The sequence below is a fragment of the Lysinibacillus sp. BNK-21 genome (assembly GCF_048684915.1).
Lineage (GTDB): Bacteria > Bacillota > Bacilli > Bacillales_A > Planococcaceae > Lysinibacillus > Lysinibacillus capsici.
The window spans coordinates 1,196,743-1,219,192 of record NZ_JBLQTS010000001.1; the positions used below are offsets into that span (position 1 = coordinate 1,196,743).

General features: G+C 38.5%; 28 protein-coding genes and 1 other annotated feature. Of the genes, 24 read left to right on the forward strand and 4 right to left on the reverse strand.

What is annotated here, in order from left to right; all coding sequences use genetic code 11:
- Positions 1-85: 85 nt before the first annotated feature.
- The 20 genes from ACMGGO_RS05990 (at position 86) to ACMGGO_RS06085 (ending at position 15,677) form a co-directional block, all read left to right on the forward strand.
- Entirely contained in the window at positions 86-1,366 is a 1,281-nt protein-coding gene (locus ACMGGO_RS05990) for a bifunctional folylpolyglutamate synthase/dihydrofolate synthase (RefSeq protein ID WP_279495630.1), read from the forward strand.
- Entirely contained in the window at positions 1,363-2,613 is a 1,251-nt protein-coding gene (locus ACMGGO_RS05995; RefSeq protein WP_279495629.1) for a bifunctional folylpolyglutamate synthase/dihydrofolate synthase, read from the forward strand. The genes ACMGGO_RS05990 and ACMGGO_RS05995 overlap by 4 nt, the downstream gene beginning before the upstream one ends.
- 168 nt (positions 2,614-2,781) lie before the next feature.
- Positions 2,782-3,426, forward strand: coding sequence for a hypothetical protein (locus ACMGGO_RS06000; protein WP_004226648.1), 645 nt, complete (start codon positions 2,782-2,784; stop codon positions 3,424-3,426).
- A gap of 98 nt (positions 3,427-3,524) precedes the next feature.
- Entirely contained in the window at positions 3,525-4,118 is a 594-nt protein-coding gene (locus ACMGGO_RS06005) for a Maf family protein (RefSeq protein ID WP_066036508.1), read from the forward strand.
- Between the two features lie 33 nt (positions 4,119-4,151).
- Positions 4,152-4,823 carry a RadC family protein gene (radC, locus tag ACMGGO_RS06010; RefSeq protein WP_175400705.1) on the forward strand — a complete coding sequence of 224 codons (672 nt, stop codon included), beginning with the start codon at positions 4,152-4,154 and terminating at the stop codon, positions 4,821-4,823.
- A gap of 580 nt (positions 4,824-5,403) precedes the next feature.
- Complete coding sequence (locus ACMGGO_RS06015; protein WP_403018337.1) at positions 5,404-6,423, forward strand: rod shape-determining protein; 1,020 nt, start codon at positions 5,404-5,406, stop codon at positions 6,421-6,423.
- Positions 6,424-6,436: 13 nt separating this feature from the next.
- Complete coding sequence (gene mreC, locus ACMGGO_RS06020; RefSeq protein ID WP_048395155.1) at positions 6,437-7,351, forward strand: rod shape-determining protein MreC; 915 nt, start codon at positions 6,437-6,439, stop codon at positions 7,349-7,351.
- Complete coding sequence (gene mreD / locus ACMGGO_RS06025; RefSeq protein ID WP_004226656.1) at positions 7,351-7,875, forward strand: rod shape-determining protein MreD; 525 nt, start codon at positions 7,351-7,353, stop codon at positions 7,873-7,875. The genes mreC and mreD overlap by 1 nt, the downstream gene beginning before the upstream one ends.
- A 27-nt stretch (positions 7,876-7,902) precedes the next feature.
- The gene (gene minC / locus ACMGGO_RS06030) at positions 7,903-8,571 is read left to right on the forward strand and encodes a septum site-determining protein MinC (RefSeq protein WP_004226657.1); all 669 of its coding nucleotides are present in this window, start codon (positions 7,903-7,905) and stop codon (positions 8,569-8,571) included.
- Position 8,572: 1 nt separating this feature from the next.
- The gene (gene minD, locus ACMGGO_RS06035; protein ID WP_004226660.1) at positions 8,573-9,370 is read left to right on the forward strand and encodes a septum site-determining protein MinD; all 798 of its coding nucleotides are present in this window, start codon (positions 8,573-8,575) and stop codon (positions 9,368-9,370) included.
- Positions 9,371-9,463: 93 nt separating this feature from the next.
- Positions 9,464-10,018, forward strand: coding sequence for a peptidoglycan DD-metalloendopeptidase family protein (locus tag ACMGGO_RS06040; protein WP_016991889.1), 555 nt, complete (start codon positions 9,464-9,466; stop codon positions 10,016-10,018).
- Positions 10,008-10,619: a stage IV sporulation protein FB gene (locus ACMGGO_RS06045; protein WP_048395158.1), complete on the forward strand. Its 612-nt coding sequence runs from the start codon at positions 10,008-10,010 to the stop codon at positions 10,617-10,619. Before ACMGGO_RS06040 ends, ACMGGO_RS06045 begins: the two co-directional genes overlap by 11 nt.
- Positions 10,620-10,664: 45 nt before the next feature.
- Positions 10,665-10,742 (forward strand) — a sequence feature (ribosomal protein L21 leader region).
- Positions 10,743-10,756: 14 nt separating this feature from the next.
- A complete protein-coding gene (gene rplU / locus ACMGGO_RS06050) occupies positions 10,757-11,065 on the forward strand; it encodes a 50S ribosomal protein L21 (RefSeq protein WP_004226667.1) in 309 nt (102 codons plus the stop codon).
- A gap of 16 nt (positions 11,066-11,081) precedes the next feature.
- Positions 11,082-11,438 carry a ribosomal-processing cysteine protease Prp gene (locus ACMGGO_RS06055; RefSeq protein WP_016991891.1) on the forward strand — a complete coding sequence of 119 codons (357 nt, stop codon included), beginning with the start codon at positions 11,082-11,084 and terminating at the stop codon, positions 11,436-11,438.
- A complete protein-coding gene (gene rpmA, locus ACMGGO_RS06060) occupies positions 11,435-11,734 on the forward strand; it encodes a 50S ribosomal protein L27 (RefSeq protein WP_016991892.1) in 300 nt (99 codons plus the stop codon). The genes ACMGGO_RS06055 and rpmA overlap by 4 nt, the downstream gene beginning before the upstream one ends.
- A 177-nt stretch (positions 11,735-11,911) precedes the next feature.
- The gene (locus ACMGGO_RS06065; protein WP_048395160.1) at positions 11,912-12,439 is read left to right on the forward strand and encodes a Spo0B domain-containing protein; all 528 of its coding nucleotides are present in this window, start codon (positions 11,912-11,914) and stop codon (positions 12,437-12,439) included.
- A gap of 5 nt (positions 12,440-12,444) precedes the next feature.
- Positions 12,445-13,734, forward strand: a complete 1,290-nt coding sequence (obgE, locus tag ACMGGO_RS06070) for a GTPase ObgE (protein WP_066036507.1) — start codon at positions 12,445-12,447, stop codon at positions 13,732-13,734.
- Positions 13,735-13,758: 24 nt separating this feature from the next.
- On the forward strand, positions 13,759-14,214 hold the full coding sequence (locus ACMGGO_RS06075) for an ACT domain-containing protein (protein ID WP_004226679.1): 456 nt from the start codon (positions 13,759-13,761) through the stop codon (positions 14,212-14,214).
- A gap of 165 nt (positions 14,215-14,379) precedes the next feature.
- A complete protein-coding gene (gene pheA, locus ACMGGO_RS06080) occupies positions 14,380-15,258 on the forward strand; it encodes a prephenate dehydratase (RefSeq protein ID WP_326140739.1) in 879 nt (292 codons plus the stop codon).
- A 26-nt stretch (positions 15,259-15,284) separates the two neighbouring features.
- Complete coding sequence (locus ACMGGO_RS06085; protein WP_048395166.1) at positions 15,285-15,677, forward strand: thiol-disulfide oxidoreductase DCC family protein; 393 nt, start codon at positions 15,285-15,287, stop codon at positions 15,675-15,677.
- A 132-nt stretch (positions 15,678-15,809) separates the two neighbouring features.
- On the opposite strand, the gene ACMGGO_RS06090 is transcribed toward ACMGGO_RS06085, so the two are convergent.
- Positions 15,810-16,343 (reverse strand): transcription repressor NadR, encoded by a 534-nt coding sequence (locus ACMGGO_RS06090; RefSeq protein ID WP_054550028.1) that lies wholly within the window; start codon positions 16,341-16,343, stop codon positions 15,810-15,812.
- 141 nt (positions 16,344-16,484) lie between these two features.
- Between ACMGGO_RS06090 and ACMGGO_RS06095 the strand changes: the two genes are divergently transcribed.
- Both ACMGGO_RS06095 and ACMGGO_RS06100 read left to right on the forward strand, forming a co-directional pair.
- Entirely contained in the window at positions 16,485-17,531 is a 1,047-nt protein-coding gene (locus ACMGGO_RS06095) for a LysM peptidoglycan-binding domain-containing protein (RefSeq protein ID WP_048395169.1), read from the forward strand.
- A gap of 34 nt (positions 17,532-17,565) precedes the next feature.
- Complete coding sequence (locus ACMGGO_RS06100; RefSeq protein WP_081011008.1) at positions 17,566-18,399, forward strand: phosphotransferase; 834 nt, start codon at positions 17,566-17,568, stop codon at positions 18,397-18,399.
- Between the two features lie 100 nt (positions 18,400-18,499).
- Here ACMGGO_RS06100 and ACMGGO_RS06105 read toward each other — a convergent pair whose 3' ends face one another.
- Genes ACMGGO_RS06105 through ACMGGO_RS06115 form a run of 3 tightly spaced genes read right to left on the reverse strand, consistent with a single transcriptional unit; the run spans position 18,500 to position 19,153 of the window.
- Complete coding sequence (locus tag ACMGGO_RS06105; protein ID WP_328024257.1) at positions 18,500-18,664, reverse strand: DUF4368 domain-containing protein; 165 nt, start codon at positions 18,662-18,664, stop codon at positions 18,500-18,502.
- On the reverse strand, positions 18,585-18,791 hold the full coding sequence (locus ACMGGO_RS06110) for a hypothetical protein (protein WP_328024364.1): 207 nt from the start codon (positions 18,789-18,791) through the stop codon (positions 18,585-18,587). The genes ACMGGO_RS06105 and ACMGGO_RS06110 overlap by 80 nt, the downstream gene beginning before the upstream one ends.
- On the reverse strand, positions 18,701-19,153 hold the full coding sequence (locus tag ACMGGO_RS06115; RefSeq protein ID WP_374805148.1) for a zinc ribbon domain-containing protein: 453 nt from the start codon (positions 19,151-19,153) through the stop codon (positions 18,701-18,703). The genes ACMGGO_RS06110 and ACMGGO_RS06115 overlap by 91 nt, the downstream gene beginning before the upstream one ends.
- A gap of 961 nt (positions 19,154-20,114) precedes the next feature.
- Here ACMGGO_RS06115 and ACMGGO_RS06120 point away from each other — a divergent pair.
- Both ACMGGO_RS06120 and ACMGGO_RS06125 read left to right on the forward strand, forming a co-directional pair.
- On the forward strand, positions 20,115-21,047 hold the full coding sequence (locus ACMGGO_RS06120; protein ID WP_328024260.1) for a helix-turn-helix transcriptional regulator: 933 nt from the start codon (positions 20,115-20,117) through the stop codon (positions 21,045-21,047).
- A 6-nt stretch (positions 21,048-21,053) separates the two neighbouring features.
- The gene (locus ACMGGO_RS06125; RefSeq protein ID WP_374805150.1) at positions 21,054-22,439 is read left to right on the forward strand and encodes a hypothetical protein; all 1,386 of its coding nucleotides are present in this window, start codon (positions 21,054-21,056) and stop codon (positions 22,437-22,439) included.
- Positions 22,440-22,450 lie beyond the last annotated feature (11 nt).

Consider the following 22,450-nt stretch of genomic DNA (forward strand, 5'->3'; position numbering starts at 1 on the left):
TTGTCATTTTGCTATGTTATTAAACGTTACTTGTACTAAAATAAAGATATTGCAGTAAGAAGGAGTGTTTCTTTTGTTTAACACAATGAACGAATGTACAAAATTTATTTTTACATTAAAAGCAGTTGATCATAAACGTGCGCCACTTGTCCTTATGCGGGAAGTACTAGGACATTTAGATGAACCTCACAATAAGCTAAGAGTAATCCATGTAGCAGGTTCAAATGGTAAAGGTTCTACGGTGAACGCATTAAGAGAAATGCTTCAACATGCAGGCTACACTGTAGGGGCATTTACGTCTCCACATTTAGAGCGAGTTAATGAACGTATGACCATTAACGGCCACCAAATTTCGGATGAGCAATTTCTCTACTATTTCAATAAACTTGCGAAAATTATAGAAGAACACTACAATGGTGAATTTCCAAGCTTTTTTGAGGTAGTTACACTCATTATGTTTCAGTATTTTGCACATGAAGGTGTAGATATAGCGCTTATTGAGACAGGGCTTGGAGGGCGTTTGGATGCGACAAATGTCGTAACACCGCTTTTAGCTATTATTACAACGATCTCGTTAGAGCATACAGCCTTTTTAGGCGACACTTTCGCAAAGGTTGCCGCAGAAAAAGCTGGCATCATCAAGGAAGGCATACCAGTTGTTGTAGGTGTTCATAATGAGGAGGCATTGGCTGTCATTAAAGCTACTGCAGAGGAACGACATGCATCATGCTTTGTTTTAGGACAAGACTTCACAGTGACAAATAGTTGGCAGAGCACTGACTATCAGCACTTTACATATGAAAAGGCTCATGTCTTGATGAAGGATGTACCATTAAAAATGGCTGGTCAACATCAAATAAATAATGCAAGTTTGGCCATCACAGCCATACTAACATTACGTGAGCAGGGGGCAATTGTCATTACTGATGATTCTATTTGTCAAGGTCTACAATGTGCGCAATGGGCAGGCCGCTTTGAGCAATGGCCGAATCAAATTGTGCTAGATGGTGCTCATAATTCAGAAGGGACAGCTGCTCTGATCCAAACACTAAAAAATGTCTATCCAAGAAACAATTATCACTTTATTTACGCGGCATTAGCAGATAAGGATCATGGTAACAGTATAGAACTAATGGATGCTGTTGCCACCTCGATCACTTTTACACAAATAGACCTACCAAATGCAATGCCTGCTGAAAGCTTAGCGATGTTGTCGACTCATGCAAATAAAACGGTTCATATAGAATGGCTAAAAAGCCTTCAAACAGTATTACAAGAACGCCAAAAAGAGGATATTGTTGTCATTACAGGCTCATTATATTTTATAGCACAAGCTCGACAGTGGCTACAGGAGGAAGGACGATGATCCCAAACTTTGATCATTATAAAGAGAAATGGCAGGTTAAAAGTGAGGATATCATTAAACCAGGTCTTACAGCGATTGAAGAGGCTTTATCATATTTAGGTAATCCTGAGCAAACTTTGCGTGTTGTCCACTTAGCGGGCACAAATGGCAAAGGCTCTACGTTAACATTTCTAGAGGCAATTGCACAAGAACATGGCTTACGCGTGGGCAAATTTATGTCACCATGTATCGTTGATGTTCATGACCAAATTCAAATAGCTGGTCAACCTATAACAGAGGCTGAAATGGATCAAGTTTTCCAACAGATGCATGAGGCTGGGCTGAGTGGCAAACTAACCAATTTTGAATTGCTGACGGTGGCGGCATTTTTACATTTTGTCAATGGGCAGGTGGATATTGCGCTGATTGAAGCGGGAATGGGTGGTTTATTGGATAGTACAAATGTGGTAACACCTATTGTCTCTATTATCCCAAGTATTGCTTTAGAGCACACAAAGTTTTTAGGGGATACGCTTGAAAGCATTGCACACCATAAAGCAGGTATTATTAAACAACAACGTCCAGTTATTATTGGTGATTTGCCTGATGAGGCGAAGCGAGTTGTGGATGCAGCAGCCGTTCGAAAAAAAGCCACTCTATTTGCATTAGGTCAGCATTTTGCCATTAAGCAAACAACTGATGGAGAAAGCTATATGAATGACGTACAGCAGTTCCAAATTGCGAACCTGAATCGTTCTATGAAGGGGACACATCAGGGAAACAATATGGCTCTCGCCATTACAGCATTTTTTGAAGTGGCGTCAGAATTAGACGTGTCTATTGATCAAACAGCTATTCGTCAAGCTGTGCAAAAGGCCTCTATTTTGGGACGCTTTGAAGAAATAATGCCTTTCGTTATATTGGATGGTGCGCATAATCCTGCAAGTGCTGAAAAATTAATAGAAACGATTCAGTGTGAATATCCAAATGAGCAGATAACATTTGTCGTTGGCATACTAGCAGATAAAGATGTTGAGCAGATTCTCGGAATTCTAGAGCAGGTGAGTGATGACTTTTACTTCGTCGATTTTGCTAATTCACGAGCAATGCCAGCACATCAAATGGTCAAACTTTCTCATGCAACATCGAAAACAACCTTGCTTGACTATGCATCCTTTATACAGGCACAATCACATAGACAGCAGAGAACCATTGTAGCAGGCTCGTTATATTTATTAACAGAGGTTCGTCATAGATTAAAACAATGAAATAACTAGGGCTCTTAATAGTGAGTCCTAGTTTTTTTATGGCTGCAAATTTAGGATTGCAATGAGTTCCGTATCAAAAAATAATAAATTCGCATTTACCCTTTGGAATGTACATATAATATCATATGATGTTGGCATAGATAGGTGGAAGGATGAGGTGATAGTTGAATGAAAATTGTAAGTCATGTGATGAAAAAACAAATATTTCGAGCAATGATTATTGGTGGATTTGTTGGTCTATTAGGTGTAGCAATTTTTCTGGGCGTTTTACAAGCCAGCACACAGTTACCTTTAAAGAAAAATGGTAGTGAAGTGGCAAATAATCAATCACAAACAGAAACGATTCCAACTGCCGGGGAGACAACCAATACATCTAATGCATCGATGTTTTATGCAAGCCAAGCTGGCGTGTATTCAAACTATGAGAGCGCAAGTTCATTTGTTGCTGAGTATCCTGCCTTAAAAGAGAGCGCGATCGTTCAAGTTGATGACAAGTTTTATGTGTGGACAAGCATGGTGACGGAGGAAAGTCAGCTAAAATTTTTACAGGACCCCGCAACCTTTAAAAAGGCATTTAGCGTCAGTGGTGAAAGCTGTAAAGAACCTACCTTGGCAGAACTACCAACTGCATTAGCAGATAAAAATGCCGCAAAATTAAATTTTAAGGAAAATGGCAAGGACTCAACGCTACCTGAGGATTGGCAGTCCATTGGCGCAGCGGCCTCTACTATTTCCAACGATATCAACATCATTCGTCTGCATGTTTTTGCACATTACCAATCTAAAAATACGTGTCTTCAAGTGAAGTTTTAACAATAAATAATAATGAAATCTTCATTATCTTGTTTTTTTGAAAATTTTCAAATTGTGCATTCTTCTGTATCATAAGGATAAGGAGGAATGATCAGATAATGTTAAAAACAAATCATAAGCTTGTCCTTGCTTCTGCTTCCCCTAGGCGCAAGGAATTGCTTAACATGCTAGCACTCCCGTTTGAAGTCTTGACAAGTGAAGTGGAAGAAACAAGTGTACAAGCTCATACAATGCAGGATTATGTAAAAGGAGTAGCTTTATTGAAGACGCGTGATGTAGCCAAAAAAGCAGCTAATGCCACGATTATTGGTGCAGATACAATCGTTGTTTACAATCAAGAGCTACTACATAAACCTAAAACGCGTGAGGAAGCTATTTCTCACTTATTACGTTTGTCAAATAACAAACATAGTGTGATGACTGCGGTCGCTATAATCGAACCGAATGGAAAGGAAACGACCTTTGTGGAAGAGACTACAGTTGTTTTCCACCGTCTATCGCAGGAATTAATCGAAGCTTATGTAGATTCAGGAGATCCTTTTGATAAAGCGGGTGGTTATGGCATTCAAACGATTGGTACACTATTAGTTAAAAGAATTGAAGGAGATTATAACAATGTTGTAGGTTTACCACTTGCAACTTTGTTTTCGCAATTGGTGGATCTACAGATAGTCCAATTTGCGAAGGAGTGAATATTTTTGCTAGAAGACGCTTTACCAACTTTGATGATACGAGATGTCAATATAGAGGATCGTCCCCGTGAACGGCTATTACGACAAGGAGCTGAGAGTTTATCGAATCAAGAGCTACTCGCTATTTTATTGAGGACAGGCACAAAGGAAGAATCTGTGCTTGTTCTTGCAAATAGGGTGTTAAATGTTTTTGAACGACTCCATCATTTGAAGCATGCAACCATCGAAGAAATGATGGCTATTAAAGGAATAGGCGAGGTGAAAGCCATTCAATTAATGGCTGCTGTTGAACTTGGTAGAAGACTGGCTCAAAAACATAATGATGAGAAATTCACAATACGTTCTCCACAAGATGCAGCAACTTACTTAATGCCTGATATGACCTCGCTTAATCAGGAGCATTTTGTTGTGCTTTTTTTAAATATAAAAAATCAAATTATTCATAAGCAAACGATTTTCATTGGCAGTTTAAATGCATCCATCGTTCATCCTAGAGAAATATTTCGAGAAGCTGTCAAAAGGTCTGCCGCTTCTATTATATGTGCCCACAACCATCCAAGTGGGGTGCCAACACCGAGCACGGAGGACATTGAAGTAACAAAGCGAATTGTTGAAGCAGGCTATATTATAGGGATAGAGTTAATTGATCACGTCATCATCGGCGACCATCAATATATTAGTTTAAAGGAAAAAGGATATTTTTAACTCTGCATACAATATGCAGAGTTTTTTATGATGAATCCAATTTGTTGTATAGAAGATTCTATTACTATAAATGACCTTAATTATAACCAGTCATAAAATTTTTGTATTTTTTTGTGGTATATTGGCGAACCTTTTTTCTTACATAACGTTAATGTATTCATAGAAAAGCAATTATCTTCACAAAAATTGGTAGCCTGATACACATTGTCTTATGGGAATAAAAATTATATGCTAATCTATACGTACTATTTTTAGTTTAAGAGGGAATTAAAATAGTATCTTTTCTGTGAGATGAAGTATGTGATACTACAAATTCTTGCGTTTTTCCGTTATAATGAACGGTATGAATTTTATCTTTATTCAGGGAGGACTCCCATCAAAATTGGTGGTGAGGTGAATGAGTGTGTAGTTTTTTCATAGGTGTAAACTACCAACTGATGGAGATAAAAAAATTTGACAGGTGTTATGGACGTTGAAAGGAGTCAATTGTGTATTTACACAATTCAATTTCCTATACATTGTCGTCAAATATATTGGATGTCAACGAAAGTATGGCTTATATAGAAAGGGAGTACACAATTTGTTTGGACTAGGAAGCAAAGATGTCGGGATTGACCTCGGCACAGCGAATACATTAGTGTTTATTAAAGGAAAGGGAATCGTATTACGTGAACCTTCAGTTGTAGCAAAAAATACAAAAACAGGGGATATTGTTGCCGTTGGTAATGATGCGAAAAATATGATTGGTCGAACACCTGGCTCAATCGTAGCGATTCGTCCAATGAAAGATGGCGTTATTGCTGACTTCGATATTACAACAGCAATGATTGAGTATTATTTAAAAGAAGCATGTAAAAACTCTGGAGGCAACTGGAAAAAACCAAATGTTATGATTTGTGTACCTTATGGTATTACTTCAGTGGAGCAGCGTGCTGTTATTGATGCTGCACGACAAGCAGGTGCAAAAGAGGCGTTCACAATCGAAGAGCCATTTGCAGCAGCAATCGGTTCAAATCTTCCTGTATGGGATCCTACAGGGTCAATGGTTGTTGATATCGGTGGAGGTACAACAGAAGTTGCCGTTATTTCTTTAGGTGGTATTGTAACGAGTGAATCAGTACGTGTTGGTGGTGATGCAATGGATCAATCCATCATTTCGTATATCCGTAAAACGTATAATTTAACAATTGGTGAACGTACAGCGGAAGCCGTAAAAATGGAAATTGGTACGGCATTGGCAGAAGGACCAGAATCACGAATGGATATTAGAGGACGTGACCTGTTAACAGGTTTACCGAAAACAATCGAAATTTCTTCACAGGAAATTTCTGAATCATTACGTGAAGCGGTTTCCTCTATTATTGACGGTGTTCGTAAAACATTAGAACAAACACCTCCAGAATTATCTGCTGATGTAATGGAGCGCGGTATTGTATTAACTGGTGGTGGGGCACTGCTAACAAACTTAGACAAAGTAATCAGTCAAGAGACAAATATGCCAGTATTCATTGCAGAAGATCCTTTAGACTGTGTAGCGATTGGTACAGGTAAGGCATTAGATCATATCGACTTAATTCGTCAACAACAAGTTAAAGGGTAAGGAGGTTTAGGCAATGCCACACTTTTTTTTCAATAAGAAAGTAATTTTGCTGCTCATAGGCATGGTTTTTCTTGTGGCATTGATTAGCTTCTCATTACGTGATCGGACGAATGCAACTTTACCAGAGCAAATTATTAAAGATACTGTCGGTTTCGCACAATCGCTTGTTGCGAAGCCGGCGAATTATATTAATGGTGTTTTTAATAGTATTGACTCCCTCTTAAACACGTACGAAGAAAATAAACGTTTAAAAGCACGCTTAGAAGATTTTGCAGTTGTACAAGCTGAGGCTACGGATTTAAAATCAGAGAATAACAAGCTTCGAGAGCTTTTGGATAAAACTGAGAGCTTAAAGGCATTTAATCCAATTCAAGCAACAGTGATTGCTAGAAATCCTGACCAGTGGGAAGAGAAAATTATTTTAGATAAAGGGTCTTCTCATGGAGTCAAAAAAAATATGGCAGTTATGACCGCGAAAGGGTTAGTGGGGAAAATTACCCTAGTTACACCTTTCACATCTGAGGTAGAGCTTTTAAATACAAATAATCCAAACTATCGTGTTTCCGCGATGGTGCTAGGAGAAAAAGAAGCATACGGTTTAATCGAGGGCTTTGATGAAGAACGTAATGAACTCATTATGAAGCGAATCGATTCTAGCATGAAGGTGAAAGAAGGCGAGCAAGTAGTTTCTTCAGGTCTTGGTGGTATTTTCCCTAAGGGAGTGCCGATAGGAGAAATTACGGAAGTTAGTACAGATGACTTTGGTTTAACGAAAATGGCGTATGTCAAACCATCTGCTGATTTTTCAATTTTAGAGCATGTTGTGATTGCCAAGCGAACATCCACAAGTATTGATGGATCAGATGGCAATGCAACGAATGAGGATTTATCGAATCCGCAAGAGGCAAGTGAAGAGGAGGCGGAGTGATGGTTCGATTTCTCATCCCCTCTGTAGCGGTTTTACTATTCCTGTTAGAACCAGAATTTGCTATGCTTTCCCCGATTGAAATTAAAGGGGAAGTCTATTTTCTGGTACCGCGTTTTTTAATCTTATACCTTATTTTTATATCCATCTATTACAGCCGTCAACGTGCGGTAATGTATGGACTTTTTTTTGGTGTCTTGTATGATGTGTTTTACATTGATATTATTGGATTATATTCAGTACTTTATCCACTTATATGTTTTTTGGCAGGGTCTATCGTGAAAGTTATACATCAGCACTTAGTTGTAACAACTACAATTTCAGTTGTACTAGTAGCGATTTTAGAATTTATTCTCTATCAATTCTTTTTCCTAATCGATTTTACAGCAATTCCTTTAGCGGATTTCTTACGTTCACGACTACTACCAACAATCATTGCGAATGCTTTATTTTTAATGATTCTTGGGTGGGCCTTCAAGTATCTAATTAATGCGCGTGTCTTACAGAGAGCACGTGAGGTTTCTTAACAAAGAACAACGTGAGGTGAGGCATTCATGAAAAAACAGTTAGTTAATATGAAGGGAACGAAGGACGGTTTTGTACTACGCCTAGACGACCAATGTGCGTATGGTGAACTAGTGGAAGAATTAAAGAATAAGGTTTTAGAGGGCGGTATCGATGGTAAAGTTGATGTACAATTATACTTAGGCTATCGATACTGTACTGAAGAACAATTAAATGAACTTATAAAAATTATAGAAGAAACAGAACAGCTTATTGTATCAAAGGTGCAAAGTGAAGTACTGACTGTCCACGAAAGCAACCAGAAGATGTTTGAAAGCCAACAAGATACATATATAGGAGTGGTCAGATCAGGACAAATTCTGCGTTCATCCGGGGATATTACCATCATAGGAAATGTCAATCCAAACGGTCGTGTTGAGGCTGGAGGTAATGTATATGTCCTAGGTAGACTTAAAGGGATTGCACATGCTGGTATGCAAGGTAATAAAGAAGCAATCATTGCAGCATCTCGATTTGAAGCCACGCATATCATGATTGCCGATCAAGTTCAGGTAATGTCAGATGAACATGTAAAAGCGATTAATCAAGTAGAAATGACTTGTGCATTTATTGGCTACGATGGACGCATTACGTACGATCAAATTCATGCCTTAAAAAATATTCGACCATTGTTAAATGTGTCTAAGGGAGGAAGCTAGTGTGGGAGAAGCGATCGTCATAACTTCAGGTAAAGGCGGTGTCGGTAAAACAACGACAACGGCTAACCTTGGGACTGCATTGGCTCTACAAGGTAAAAAAGTATGTTTAGTGGATACAGATATTGGCCTACGTAATTTAGATGTGATTTTAGGCCTTGAAAATCGTATTATTTATGACCTAGTTGATGTGGTGGAAGGACGCTGTAAAATTCATCAAGCATTGATTAAGGATAAACGCGTAGATGAGAAACTATTTTTATTACCTGCTGCTCAAACAACAGATAAAAATGCTGTTACCCCTGAGCAAATGAAGAGCTTAGTAGAGGAATTGAAAAGAGACTATGATTATGTATTAATCGATTGCCCAGCGGGAATTGAGCAAGGCTACCGTAACGCTGTTGCTGGTGCAGATCATGCGATTGTTGTCACAACACCTGAAATTTCTGCTGTTCGTGATGCAGATCGTATTATTGGTTTACTGGAGCAGGAAGAGATAACAGCACCTAAACTCATCATTAATCGTATTCGACAACATATGATGAAGAGTGGTGACACACTGGATGTCAATGAAATTACAACTCATTTATCTATTGATTTATTAGGCATTATTATAGACAGTGAAGGCGTCATCTCATCTTCTAATAAAGGTGAACCAATTGTAATGGACCCCTCAAATAAAGCGTCATTAGGCTATCGAAATATTGCCCGTCGTATTCTTGGTGAATCAGTGCCATTAATGGCTATACAAGATGAGCAAAGAGGGATGTTTTCAAAACTTAAAGCCCTTTTCTCAAAATAAATTAAAACCTTTTCGTGCAATTGTACGAGAAGGTTTTTTCTTGTGCATGTTTGGACATGCAATCACATATAGTGAGGAAAAAAGGATGAGGGCTTGTTTAAAAAATGGAAATGGTTTGTCACGATACTTCTTGTGGCGGCGATCATGCTTGTAATTCGTTTAGAGGACCAGGGTGTAGTGGATACACCTGTTCGGAAGCTTGTTACAACCTCTGCTGATTTAACGTATTTAAGTGAGCTCGGGCAAAGCTGGTTTGAAAAAGAAAAAGAGACCATCATGGTTTCTAGTGATGTAGGGCAAGCAGATCTTTTAACATTTGCGAATGCCCAAGTATTTAAAGAAGGCTATCTATTGCAGTATGATGTTGGCTTACCTATCTATGCTGGTCAAAATGGATTAGTCGTTTTTACTGGCCATACAAAGTACACAGGTAAGACCATGACCATCAGCTATGAAGATGGTACAACCGTTTCCTATGGTATGTTAGATAGTTTAGCTCAACTACCATACACATCTATTCAAGCAAATGATTTAATTGGCATGAAAGAAGCGGGTCAACTTTATGTGTCCATCGAAAAGGGAGATGCCCATTATGATTTAGAGCAAATTGTACAATGGCTTGAAACGACGGAGACAAATGAGGATTAAATTACATCTTCTGTGTATCCCTCTCGTATTTGTCATGATTTTTAGTGGCCAGTTAGCCTATTACGCGATCATTCTGTTTTCCTTACTGTGGCATGAGGCTGGTCACTTAGTTGCGGCAGTAATGTGTGGAGTGAAGGTGAAATCCTGCGTAATTACACCATACGGGGGAGAAATTCAATTTGAAAATCCAGCGGTTGTGCAAGCTTCGTCACTCCTATGGATTGCATTAGGAGGGCCAATCGCTACGATTATTGGGATTGGCCTCGCTTTTTTTATGCCTGATTTACTCGCTACTAAGCTTATAAATGTACAACTCGTGTTATTGGCTGTAAATATTGTACCCATCATACCGTTAGATGGTGGAAGGATATTGTTAGCCTGCCTATTTTTAAAATATCCAAGAGCTCACGTGATAGAGCTATATTATTGGTTATCATTCATCGTAGCTACTATACTATTACTTGTCACTTTCAAGTTCTTGCCACAATCTATTTTTTTAGCCATCATAAATTTATTCATTTGGTTGCAAGTGTTGAAAGAATGGCGTTATCGAAAATATCGAGTTGCTTTTGAAAAATATGTTATGAATAGATTGACTTGAAAAAATTCGTGTGGTAATATTTTAATGTTATTGTTTGTAGCACCCGTGCTACTACAACCGCTCTGTAAAGGTTTAAGTGTCTAGTAAGATCACCTTATGAAACAGGCGAGTCTGAGTCTAAGAGGAGGTGCAGTAAAATGTACGCAATTATTGAAACTGGTGGTAAACAAGTCAAAGTAGAAGCTGGTCAAGAAATCTATGTTGAAAAATTAGGCGTAGAAGCTGATGAGGTTGTAACTTTTGATAAAGTTTTATTCGTAGGTGGCGAAAACGTTAAAGTTGGCGCTCCATTCGTAGAAGGCGCTACTGTAACAGCTAAAGTTGTTAAAGAAGGCCGTGCGAAAAAAATCGTTGTTTTCAAATTGAAAGCTAAAAAGAACTACCGTCGTAAACAAGGTCACCGTCAACCTTACACAAAATTAGTTGTTGAAGCAATCAACGCTTAATTGTGAGGTATAGCGAATGATACAAGTTACGATTCATCACGATGAAAATAGACATGTGTCAGCATTCGAATTTTCAGGACATGCTGGTTATGATGAATCTGGTAAGGATTTAGTATGTGCAGGAGCATCAACTATAGCCATTGGTACAGTGAATGCTATTTATGCATTATTACAAATTCAGCCAGAAATCGAACAAGCTGCTGAAGGTGGAGGCTATCTCAAGGTAGATTTACCATCAGACATAGAGCCTGAAGTAGATGCAAAACTACAGTTAATTGTTCAAGTAATGACTGCCCAAGTGTATTCTATGGTGCAAAATTACGGACAATACATCCAAATCAACTACAACCAAGTAGGAGGTGGAACTCGATGAAATTATTATTAGCATTAGATCTTCAACTTTTTGCATCGAAAAAAGGGGTAGGTTCTACTAAAAACGGACGTGACTCTGAGTCTAAACGACTTGGTGCAAAACGTGCTGATGGCCAATTCGTAACAGGTGGTTCAATTCTTTACCGTCAACGCGGTACAAAAATTTACCCAGGTACAAACGTAGGTCGTGGTGGTGACGATACACTATTTGCTAAAGTTGACGGCGTTGTTAAATTTGAACGTTTAGGTCGCGATCGCAAACAAGTATCTGTTTATCCAACAACACAAGAAGCTTAATCTTTTATAAGATAACATAAAGCGGAGGACTGCATTTATTGCAGTCCTTTTTTTGGCTAAATTTCAAAAAAGCCGATTGGACGCAATGACACCAAGGTATAATTGATTAAAGAATTAAGGGAAAAATACAGCAAAACTTGTTATACTAGTAAGGATAACTTTATTGGAGTGAATGGGATGAACAATCAATCACTAACCATTAGTGAAGTATTACGTTTTGCAAATCATGATTATGTGAATCAACTGCAACTGATTCGCATGAATTTAGATTTAGGTAGAATCGAGGAATCGAAAAAACTTATTCAACATTATTCAGAACAATTACGAGTATTTTCTATCCTCAATCGACTACAATTACCACAAACAATTGAATGGCTTCAAACAGCAGGATGGCGTTACCCATCATTAGCTTGGAAGCTAAGCGGTGAGATAAAAAAGCCTGTGACCAATGATATTGATCAGGAAGTTGTAGATTATTTAAACAAAACAGTTATGCATGTTTATGATACATTAGATCCATTTACAGAGCAGATCCTAACGCTTGATGTACGTGTTGACGATCATACATTTGCCGTGACATTCACGCTAAATGGGTTATGGAGTGCTGATGCATTCACCGAAAAAGGTTTGAAACAATTCGACATTCAAACAATTGAGCAGACAACTACACGCTGGCAATATGTCTTGAGTGCAAATAGGGAGTGAACTAAATGTTTGTCGATCACGTAAAGATTTATGTTAAAGGTGGCGATGGCGGAGATGGTATGGTAGCCTTTCGCCGTGAAAAATATGTACCAAATGGTGGTCCAGCTGGTGGAGATGGTGGACACGGTGGTAACGTTGTATTTGAAGTAGAAGAGGGCTTACGAACATTAATGGATTTCCGCTATAAACGCCATTTTAAAGCACCTCGTGGCGAGCATGGGATGAGTAAAGGCATGCATGGTAAAAATGCGGAGGATTTAATTGTTAAAGTACCACCAGGCACAGTGGTTATGAATGAAGAAACAAATGCCGTTATTGCTGACTTAGTCGAGCATGGGCAAAGAGCAGTTATTGCGAAAGCAGGCAGAGGTGGACGAGGTAATTCTCGCTTTGCTACACCTGCCAACCCGGCGCCAGAACTTTCTGAAAAAGGTGAGCCAGGACAAGAATTAAATGTTATATTAGAGTTAAAAGTTTTAGCAGATGTAGGGTTAGTTGGTTTCCCAAGTGTTGGTAAATCAACACTTTTATCTGTTGTTTCCGCGGCTAAGCCAAAAATTGGTGCTTATCATTTCACAACAATTGTACCGAACTTAGGCATGATTGAAACGGATGACCATCGAAGCTTTGCGATGGCTGATTTACCAGGGCTTATTGAGGGAGCACATCAAGGAGTTGGATTAGGTCATCAATTTTTACGACATATCGAACGTACACGCGTTATCGTTCATGTCATTGATATGTCAGGGATGGAAGGCCGCGATCCATATGAAGATTATTTAACAATTAATGAAGAGCTAAAACAATATAATCTTCGTTTAACAGAGCGTCCACAAATTATCGTAGCCAATAAAATGGATATGCCAGATGCAGAAGAGAATTTAACAGCATTCCGTCAAAAGGTTGGAGAAGACGTTCAAATTTTCCCAATTTCTGCTGTTTCACGTCAAGGTTTAAAAGAGCTACTTTTTGCCATTGCCGATCTATTAGAAGTAACGCCTGAATTCCCACTATATGATGATCTAGAGGAGCAATCAGACGCAACCGTAATGTACAAGCATGAGGCAAAAGGTGAAGATTTCGAAATCACACGTGATGATGATGGTACATTTATTATTAGTGGTTATGCAATTGAGCGTTTATTTAAAATGACAGACTTTAGCCGTGAGGATGGTATACGTCGTTTTGCTCGTCAATTGCGTGCAATGGGTGTGGACGAGGCTCTGCGTGAGCGTGGAGCACAAGATGGCGATACAGTACGCCTACAAGAGTTTGAATTTGAATTTGTCGATTAAGACATGAGTTTTAGGGGGAAGCGTATGAAGAATGTTGCGAATCAGCGATATTATTTAGTTCGTGAGGATGTTTTAACGGATGCAATGCAAAAAACTTTGGAGGCGAAACACTTACTATCAAGTGGTTCAGTATCTTCCATTTGGGATGCGGTAAAGCAGGTGGATTTATCGCGAAGTGCGTTTTACAAATATCGTGATGCGGTTTTTCCTTTTCATTCAATTGTGCAGGAACGCATTTTAACAGTCTTTTTACAGCTTCAAGATAGAAAAGGAACACTTGCCAAGCTTTTAGAAACTGTGACAATTACACATTGTAATGTCTTAACGATTCATCAAACAATCCCTATTCAGGGACGTGCGAATGTTACATTGTCATTAGATGTAACAAGCATGACTTGTGATCTTGATGATCTTATCCAGCAATTAAAACGCTTAGATTTTGTGGAATCAGCGGAAGTGATTAGTTCTGGAGCATTATAATCACAGAGAGTGTTCAATCCTTTAATTTTTGACAAAATGACAAACATCGTGTTGAATAACCCCAATGGGTAAAGATACGATAACAAAGCTCAAATAAGGAGCTGTCCCAAGCGTTTTTCATCACGAGGGACTGCTCCTTATTGTGCCATAAAGGAGGTATTTGCAATGACAAAGCAACAATGGGAAAATCGAATCGCCTATCTAGGACCAGAAGCATCATTTACATACTTAGCAACAAAGGCTACTTTTCCAAATGAGTGGCTCGTACCGTGTGCCACGATTCCAGAATGTATAGAGGCTGTTGCAGAGGGAAAGGTAGATTTAGCTGTCGTGCCGCTAGAAAATGCTCTAGAGGGCTCTGTATCATTAACATTAGATTACTTATTCCATGAGGCAACACTTTATGTAACTGGAGAGTTATTGCTGAAAATTCAGCAGCATTTAATGGTCAATAAAGCGCAGAAGGATGATTGGCAGTCAATCGAAGGTGTTTATTCTCATCCGCATGCACTAGCTCAATGTCATAAATATTTATTTTATCGTTTTAGTCATGTCCCATTACACCAAACAACTTCAACTGCAGCAGCAGCGAAATATGTATCAGAGAATCCACAAGAGTGTATAGCGGCAGTCGGAAATGCAGCAGCAGCGGAAAAATATGGTCTTGAAATAGTGGAGCAGAATATCCATGATTTTCATTTTAATCATACACGATTCTTTGTACTGTCTAAGCAAAATAAACGATTGCCACAAGAGCTATCAGATGGGCAAGCAAAAACAACATTTATGATTACCTTACCAACAGATCGTTCAGGTGCATTACATCAGGTGCTTTCTGTTTTTGCATGGCGTCAGCTAAATTTAAGTAAAATCGAATCACGTCCATTAAAAACTGGATTAGGTGATTATTTCTTTATGATTGATGTATTAGCAGATGAAAAGGAACCGATGATGCGTGGGGCAATGGAAGAATTAGCTGCGCTAGGTTGCAAAGTAAAGTCTCTGGGTACCTATTTTACTTATGTAACATCAGACGAATCATAGTAATGTGAAGGAGGAGGAGGAAAGAGATGGGTGGGATTATTTTATTCGATGGTGTCTGTAATTTTTGTGATAGCACTGTTCAATTTATCATCAAACATGATCAAGCTGGCTATTTTCAATTTGCATCGCTGCAAAGCGAGGCTGGTCAATCGCTTCTCACTCAATATCATATACCAAAGAATATAGATAGTGTAATTCTTATTGAACAAGGGAAAGTGTCTGTTGAATCTACCGCTGCGTTAAACATTTGCCGTAAATTTGATGGATTGTGGCCTTGTTTCTACGCCTTCATTCTTGTACCACCATTTATTCGCAATGCATTATATCGATTATTTGCAAAGCAACGCTATCGTTTGTTTGGAAAAAAAAGTGAATGCTTATTGCCTACGCCTGCTCAACGTCAAAGATTTCTTTCCTGATAGGGAAATACTCGCCTTTAAGGGAACAATACAATAGCTGCGGACGGAAGCCCGCGCTTAACGAGACAATACCAGCATTAAAAAACAGAAAGCACCGTTTGAAATCAATTTTTCAGACGGTGCTTTTACTATTCATTGATCTGACACTAAGTAGCCCTTTTTTTGTAAAGCTCGCTCAATTAATGTTAAAACTTCAACAGAGGGTGCTGTGATGACATGTAGATGGATGCCGCCAGTGAGAGCAGATAAATAGTTGGCCTGTGTGGCATTCACACGTTCGATAAATTGTTTCACCTCATGGCGGTTGGATACCATGATAGAGGCTGTCAGTTCACCATATATTGGATGTTCGACAATGACATTTTTGACGGTTCCGCCACAGTCTACAATCGTCATTAATTCATCTTCCGTCTGCTCTGATGTATGTAAGCAAGGGAATGTTCGTTCAACGGTTTGCTGTATTTGTTCTTGATGCATATAAAGATAACCTTGGCTTGTGGCAATAATGGGCTCATTTCTTGCCTTTAATAAAGTCATATCATTGACGATTACTTGTCTAGAAACATTGGCGAACTTTGCTAAGTCTGTCCCAGTTATAGGTGCTTTATTTTTTTTTAATTGCGCTAATAGTTGCAGTCGGCGTTCTTCGCCTAACATTTTTTTCATAAGAGATCACCCCTGCTCGTAATAAAGGAATCAGCGTTCCTTATGAATTAGTGTACCATGAAGCTTTTCTAACTTGCTGAAATTTTTGTATCCAAATGAAACATTGAACATATGATACGTAGAGAGGAAGGGAGGAAAAAATTGCGTATTCATATTGTTCAAAAGGGAGATACATTGTGGAAGATTGCGAAAGAGTACGGCATTTCGTTTGAAGATTTGAAGCGGCTCAATGTCCATCTTGCCAACCCAGATTATATTGTTCCAGGCATGGAAATTATATTGCCTGAAAAAATAAACAAAGAGCCGCATAGAGATTCACATAAAGAAATGCCGAAAAAGGAAACACAAGTGCATAAGGAGACACCAAAGGAAAGTCCTAAAAAAGAGGTACAGCGACCAATGCCACCACCACCGCCAATTGTACCGCCACCACCAGCTCCTATGCCAATGCCAGAACCACAAATGATACCGATACCAATACCGATGCCAATGCCAATGCAGATGCCACAACAGCCGATGTGGGTACCGCAGCCTGTGGAAATGAATTGGCACCAGCAATTGGTGATGCCACAAATGGAGCAAAATGTTACAACACCACCTGTACAAATACAGCCACCACCACCGCCAGCACCTACACCGCCACCACCGCCTGTAGCTAAACCAAAGCCAATGCCAATGCCACAACCAGCACCACATCCACCAATGCATATCATGCCACAAATGCCTGCCGTACCACATTGTTCAAGTTGCCATCAGCCAATCTATCATCAGATGTGGTGGCCGATGCCAATGCAGCCGCAGGTCGAGCATTATACGATGCCACAGCAGCCAATGTCCTATGACATGCCAGATCATAAAGTAGGTGGAATGGAAGACTTTTTAGAGTCCACATCACCATTCTTCCATACGCAAGATCACCAAAAGCCACAAATGGATATGATGCCCGATATGAATATGGGGCAATCCTGTGGTTGTGGCACACAACCAATGATGATGCCTGATATGAACATGGGTCAATCTTGTGGCTGTGGCACACAACCAATGATGATGCCAAATTGGCAAATGGACCCTTGTCATTGCCCGCCACCACCATGTCCGACACATTGTCCACCACCATGCCCATCAGCAGCAGGTCCTTGGATGTCTCCGCATTATTTCCCAGGCGGGATGACGCCTTATCGATGGTGAAAAAGCGTATATTGTAGAAGAAGTAAAGCCAAATATTTGGAAATATAAATATCGATCGAAAAATTATTTTGTCAAACGTGCAAAGCAAGTGGAAATTGCGGAGAAGGTAAGAACCATTCATCGCCAATTAGGACGTATGGAACCTTCTTTGATCCTACCATTAGTTCAGAGCGATGATGAGCAGTTAATTGTGCAAATGTGGCAAGAAGGAAGCCACGGGGCTAACTTTGCGCATAAAAAAGATCGTAATGAATCTCTTAGACTATTAATCGCTTTACATGACACACATAAAAAGATTGCTTGGCAGCGCGTGCCAGGCTTGCATACCTACTCACAGCTTTTAAAATGGCAAATGCGTCATATGCGTTTTAAAAGTAGAAGAAATGAGTTTCGAACATTTTTAACGAAAGAAGAAATTGATCAAATATTGCATTATAGTGATAAGTCATTACAATTGATTGCATTGGAAGATGCACCTGAAAAAGAGATTACGCTATTGCATGGGGATGTAGTTCATCATAATTTTTTATGGTGCTCCGATGGACAATTACGTTTAATTGATTTTGATTTAGCACACCTTGGTGAAGCGGATGACGAGTATATTTTATGGTTACATCGTGTGTTACCTGCTGTAGATTATGATCTTGGAAAGATTTTTGCAGAGTTACCTGAGCTGAAACGACTGGATAAAAGAAAGCTTCATCGCTTGAAATACCCGAATGAGTTATTACGAGAATGGCTGTTTGCTATAGATTTACCACTAGAGCAACAGCTAGTATTTTTAGATTATTTAGTACCATTTACAAAACGAGCCCTCACCTATTGGCCAAAACTGTGGTACGATATTGATAGATTTGTCAAGAAATGACCGTCATTAGGAGCGTTCAGATAGAGATTTATAATTTCTGAAAAATTCGGCATAGTCGTTTATTTGTGGCTATGCCGTTTTTCATTTTAATTTGGCAAGTCTATAGCACCAATGCAGTTATAGAAAATCTGAATCCTCTGGGTTCTACGTCCCTCACCTTTTCAGCTTTGAACACGATAATCTTGTCAATGAACTCTCGGATAATTTCTGCATCCAGTTCTGTAATCTCTGTACTTTTTGACAAGTGCAAGGAAGCGGTCGGCATTGAGGGAATCTACTTTTGCGGTATCAATGGTTTGCTTTAACACAGCCACCTTTGCCTCAAGAGCTTTCTGTTCGGCTTCATATTCAGCCGCCATCTTGTAAAAACGTTCCTCCGAGATTTTACCCAACACATGTCCTCATATAACTTCTGGATGATTTTGTCGAGGGTAATGATTCGCCCCTGTGCCTGTTCGTACCCCTTCTGATTGAGGCTGAGTTCTTTTGCCAATTCCTTTTCTAAATTATTCATGACTACACGGATGAAACCCTGTTCATGGTCTTTGGCAAAAGACATTACACGCCTTAAGTCCTCCAGCAAAAGCTGTTCCACCACAACATTTCGTATCTGGTACGAACTGCACATACCTTTTTTCTTGCGGTCGGTAGCACAGACGAAGTATTCCTTGTCGTGTGTCCAGACTTTTCCTCTGATCTGACACAGCTTCGCCCCGCAGTCAGCACAGAACATCATACCTGAAAGTATGCACATTTCAACTAATAGTAATGGTCTTCGCTTGCTATCTCTGATTTTCTGAACTGTTTCCCACGTTTCCTTCGTCAATAATTGCTTCAGGGGTATTTTTGGGAATCATCCAATCTTTCGGATTGTTCTATATCTTGACTTGCTCTTATAGGACTTTTTAGAAGTCTTGAAATTAACTGTGTGACCGAGATACTCCCTTTTTGCGAGAATGTCTCCTACGGAACGGGTTGACCAAGCATATGGGTTTTCGGTCGTCTTGCAGGAGTATTAATACCCATTTTGCGAAGGTGAACTGTTGGCGTATCAATGCATCACTTTTCAAGTTGCTTTGCTATCTGCGTGGATCCAAAGCCTTCCATGCACAGCCGGAAAATATCTCTGACTACCTCGGCGGCTTCCTCCTCTATAATCCAGTGCAATTTATCCTCAGGATCTTTAATATATCCGTAAGGCAGATTGGTGTAGAGTGGGCTTGCCAGACTATCCTTTGGATTTGAACACAGCTCGGATTTTCTTGCTGATATCCTTAGCTAAAAACTTATATGTTTCAAATACCACATACACTCTTTCTCTCAACTTTACAGAAAAAACATAGCTACTTGTATTTAATGAAGAAAATTACAATACCCCGATGATTTTGATATTAAATTGAATGATTTACAATAACAACTTCTTATATAAGCAAGGCTGACTAGGAATTTAAAACGTGAAGGAAAAAGATATCGAATCACTGAAATGGCTGATTTGAAGCAACCTTCAAGTTGCCAATTTTATTATTTTTTTAATACAAATATTGAGCAATTACATCTATAATGGAAATATATTCCGATATATTAGAGTCAATATGATAGTGGTAATAAATAAAGTGGTGAATTAAATACATTAAAAAAAATTATGAAAACCCCATTATGTGTCCATCATGATAAATATAATTAAAATAACAGGTAAGAAATCGGTGGTGAGAACAGTGAATTTTGGTATTGATTATAACGGAAATAAAGGATTTAGGTTACTGAGTTTATATGAAAGACTGAATAAAGGTAATATTGTAGATAAGGCACAGCTTGCAGAGTTATTTGGTGTTACTCAAAAGACTATTCAAAGAGATATTGATGACCTACGTGCGTATTTGGCAGAGACACATTTTACCGAGACTGAAGTTGCGATAAAGTATGACAAGAGCAGAAATGTTTATTATCTAGTAAGATATGAAAGAGAGTGGTTGACTAATCAAGAGATAATGGCTCTATGTAAAATTCTCCTAGAAAGTCGTGCTTTTTGTAAAGAAGAATTAAATAGCCTTATCAGTAAACTACTAATGCAAGTAGTTCCTGATGATCGTAAACAGATAGAAAATATAATAAGAAGCGAACAACATCATTATGTACCATTAAGACATGGAAAACATCTACTTTCTATTCTTTGGGAGCTATCACAGTACATAATCAATAATGAAATTGTACGGTTTGACTATACTCGTCAAGATGGCAAAAATAAGGAAAGGTTAGTTAAACCAGTAGCAATAATGTTTTCAGAGTATTATTTCTATTTAGCAGCGTATATGGCAGATGGAAATAAGGATTTCCCTACTACTTTTCGTATAGATAGAATTGCTAATTTAAAAGGTATCAAACAGCACTTTTATATTCCGTATAAGGATAAATTTAATGATGGTGAGTTTAGAAAGAGAGTACAGTTTATGTATTCCGGGGAATTAAGAAGAATAGTATTTGAATTTAGGGGACCTTCGATAGAGGCAGTACTGGATAGACTACCAACAGCAGAGGTTGTTGCTGAGAAAAATGGAGTATTTACAATTAGTACAGAAGTTTATGGAAATGGAATTGATATGTGGTTAAGAAGCCAAGGGGATAGTATTAAAGTTCTTGAGCGGAGGTAGAGGGATATGGATGAAAAAACAAGTAGGATTTTAGAGCAATTTGTAGCGAATCCAACCTTAACAGAGATGAAGGATATTAGCAATAATGGTTATGGTATTACGCAGGAATACAATAGTGTAAATAGATACAAATTATGGGATTCAACCCGTGACAAGAAAGAGTTTAGGGAATCAATATTTAAGGGTAGGAAGATATTTGATGATCCTGTTAGTGGTCAGAAATTACACTCCACTCAAAAAACTGCCCAAAACAAATACCATATGAAGAATCAATTTGGAGAAAATTCTTCAACTGCTTGGGCAAACCATTCGCCAGAAACAGATCATATAGTTCCTTTAAAGGAAATTCATAATAGAGTAAAAAGTAATCCGTTTTTATCGGATGCAGATGTTAAGGAAGTAGCAAATAATCCAGATAACTATAGGGTTACATCAAAATCCTTTAATGCATCAAAAGGAAAGAAAAGTGATTTTGAGTTTGCATTTGATAAACATAATGAAATATCTAAAGATGGACGAGCAAAACTTGTAAAAGAAAAGTTAGGAGCCGAGGCCAGTATTACTACTAGATTTGCTGCAAGAACAGTTAAAAATGTAGGAACAGAATTTACTGAAGGTGCAGTATTTTCGTTAGAGGCTTCTGTAGTACCTTTAATTGTTGAAGGCGTGAGTAATCTTTGTAAAGTTGCTAATGGAGAAAAAGAGTTTAATGAAGCAGCAAAAGATATGGGAAAGCTTACAATGTCGGTAGCCGTTTCAGGAGGAACTATTCGAGTTGTATCAACTGGGGTAACAAACTTAATGAAGAATAGCGGAAAAGAGGCATTGAAAAAAGTTGCAAATTCCAATCAAGTAATGCAAGTAATTACAGTTTCACTTATCGTAAAAGATTCAGTTATAAAATATGTTAATGGAGAAATTGATAGCAAACACTTTTTTGAGGAAATCGGGGAAAAAGGTGTAGGTATGCTAACTGGTACAATTGGTGCAATCGCAGGACAAGCATTAATACCAATCCCTGTAGTTGGGGCGGCTATCGGTTCAATGATAGTTTCTACTGTTTGCTTAGATTTATATAAGTCTATTAGAACTCTAAATGAGTTTCAGAAAATTGAAAATTCTGTTTCCGGGTTGGCTTCTGATGCCTTGACAGAGATGAATAGACAGCAAGAAATTCTTAAGCAACTGATAAAAGAGGAATTTTATGAATGGGACGAGGAGTTCAATAAAGGCTATGAAATGATATATACGGGGACGATAGAAGATTCAACGGCCACTATTAATCAAGGTTTAAGTTGTATTCTATCGGTATTTTCTAAAGATATTGCTTTTAAAAGCCAGAAAGAGTTTGATGATTTGTTTTTTGATAATAACTCTGTATTCAATATGTAGGGGGAGAACCA

What these genes read in the sequence shown, in the direction of transcription:
- ACMGGO_RS06000 (WP_004226648.1), top strand. Translation starts at nt 2,782, where the DNA reads ATGAAAATTGTAAGTCATGTGATGAAAAAACAAATATTTCGAGCAATG.
- radC (WP_175400705.1), top strand. Translation starts at nt 4,152, where the DNA reads ATGATACGAGATGTCAATATAGAGGATCGTCCCCGTGAACGGCTATTA.
- ACMGGO_RS06125 (WP_374805150.1), top strand. Translation starts at nt 21,054, where the DNA reads ATGGATGAAAAAACAAGTAGGATTTTAGAGCAATTTGTAGCGAATCCA.
- ACMGGO_RS05990 (WP_279495630.1), top strand. Translation starts at nt 86, where the DNA reads ATGAACGAATGTACAAAATTTATTTTTACATTAAAAGCAGTTGATCAT.
- ACMGGO_RS06075 (WP_004226679.1), top strand. Translation starts at nt 13,759, where the DNA reads ATGAAGAATGTTGCGAATCAGCGATATTATTTAGTTCGTGAGGATGTT.
- ACMGGO_RS06085 (WP_048395166.1), top strand. Translation starts at nt 15,285, where the DNA reads ATGGGTGGGATTATTTTATTCGATGGTGTCTGTAATTTTTGTGATAGC.
- ACMGGO_RS05995 (WP_279495629.1), top strand. Translation starts at nt 1,363, where the DNA reads ATGATCCCAAACTTTGATCATTATAAAGAGAAATGGCAGGTTAAAAGT.
- ACMGGO_RS06005 (WP_066036508.1), top strand. Translation starts at nt 3,525, where the DNA reads ATGTTAAAAACAAATCATAAGCTTGTCCTTGCTTCTGCTTCCCCTAGG.
- mreD (WP_004226656.1), top strand. Translation starts at nt 7,351, where the DNA reads ATGGTTCGATTTCTCATCCCCTCTGTAGCGGTTTTACTATTCCTGTTA.
- ACMGGO_RS06115 (WP_374805148.1), bottom strand. Translation starts at nt 19,153, where the DNA reads ATGTGCATACTTTCAGGTATGATGTTCTGTGCTGACTGCGGGGCGAAG.
- mreC (WP_048395155.1), top strand. Translation starts at nt 6,437, where the DNA reads ATGCCACACTTTTTTTTCAATAAGAAAGTAATTTTGCTGCTCATAGGC.
- rpmA (WP_016991892.1), top strand. Translation starts at nt 11,435, where the DNA reads ATGAAATTATTATTAGCATTAGATCTTCAACTTTTTGCATCGAAAAAA.
- minC (WP_004226657.1), top strand. Translation starts at nt 7,903, where the DNA reads ATGAAAAAACAGTTAGTTAATATGAAGGGAACGAAGGACGGTTTTGTA.
- rplU (WP_004226667.1), top strand. Translation starts at nt 10,757, where the DNA reads ATGTACGCAATTATTGAAACTGGTGGTAAACAAGTCAAAGTAGAAGCT.
- ACMGGO_RS06090 (WP_054550028.1), bottom strand. Translation starts at nt 16,343, where the DNA reads ATGAAAAAAATGTTAGGCGAAGAACGCCGACTGCAACTATTAGCGCAA.
- ACMGGO_RS06055 (WP_016991891.1), top strand. Translation starts at nt 11,082, where the DNA reads ATGATACAAGTTACGATTCATCACGATGAAAATAGACATGTGTCAGCA.
- obgE (WP_066036507.1), top strand. Translation starts at nt 12,445, where the DNA reads ATGTTTGTCGATCACGTAAAGATTTATGTTAAAGGTGGCGATGGCGGA.
- ACMGGO_RS06065 (WP_048395160.1), top strand. Translation starts at nt 11,912, where the DNA reads ATGAACAATCAATCACTAACCATTAGTGAAGTATTACGTTTTGCAAAT.
- pheA (WP_326140739.1), top strand. Translation starts at nt 14,380, where the DNA reads ATGACAAAGCAACAATGGGAAAATCGAATCGCCTATCTAGGACCAGAA.
- ACMGGO_RS06045 (WP_048395158.1), top strand. Translation starts at nt 10,008, where the DNA reads ATGAGGATTAAATTACATCTTCTGTGTATCCCTCTCGTATTTGTCATG.
- ACMGGO_RS06105 (WP_328024257.1), bottom strand. Translation starts at nt 18,664, where the DNA reads ATGCCGACCGCTTCCTTGCACTTGTCAAAAAGTACAGAGATTACAGAA.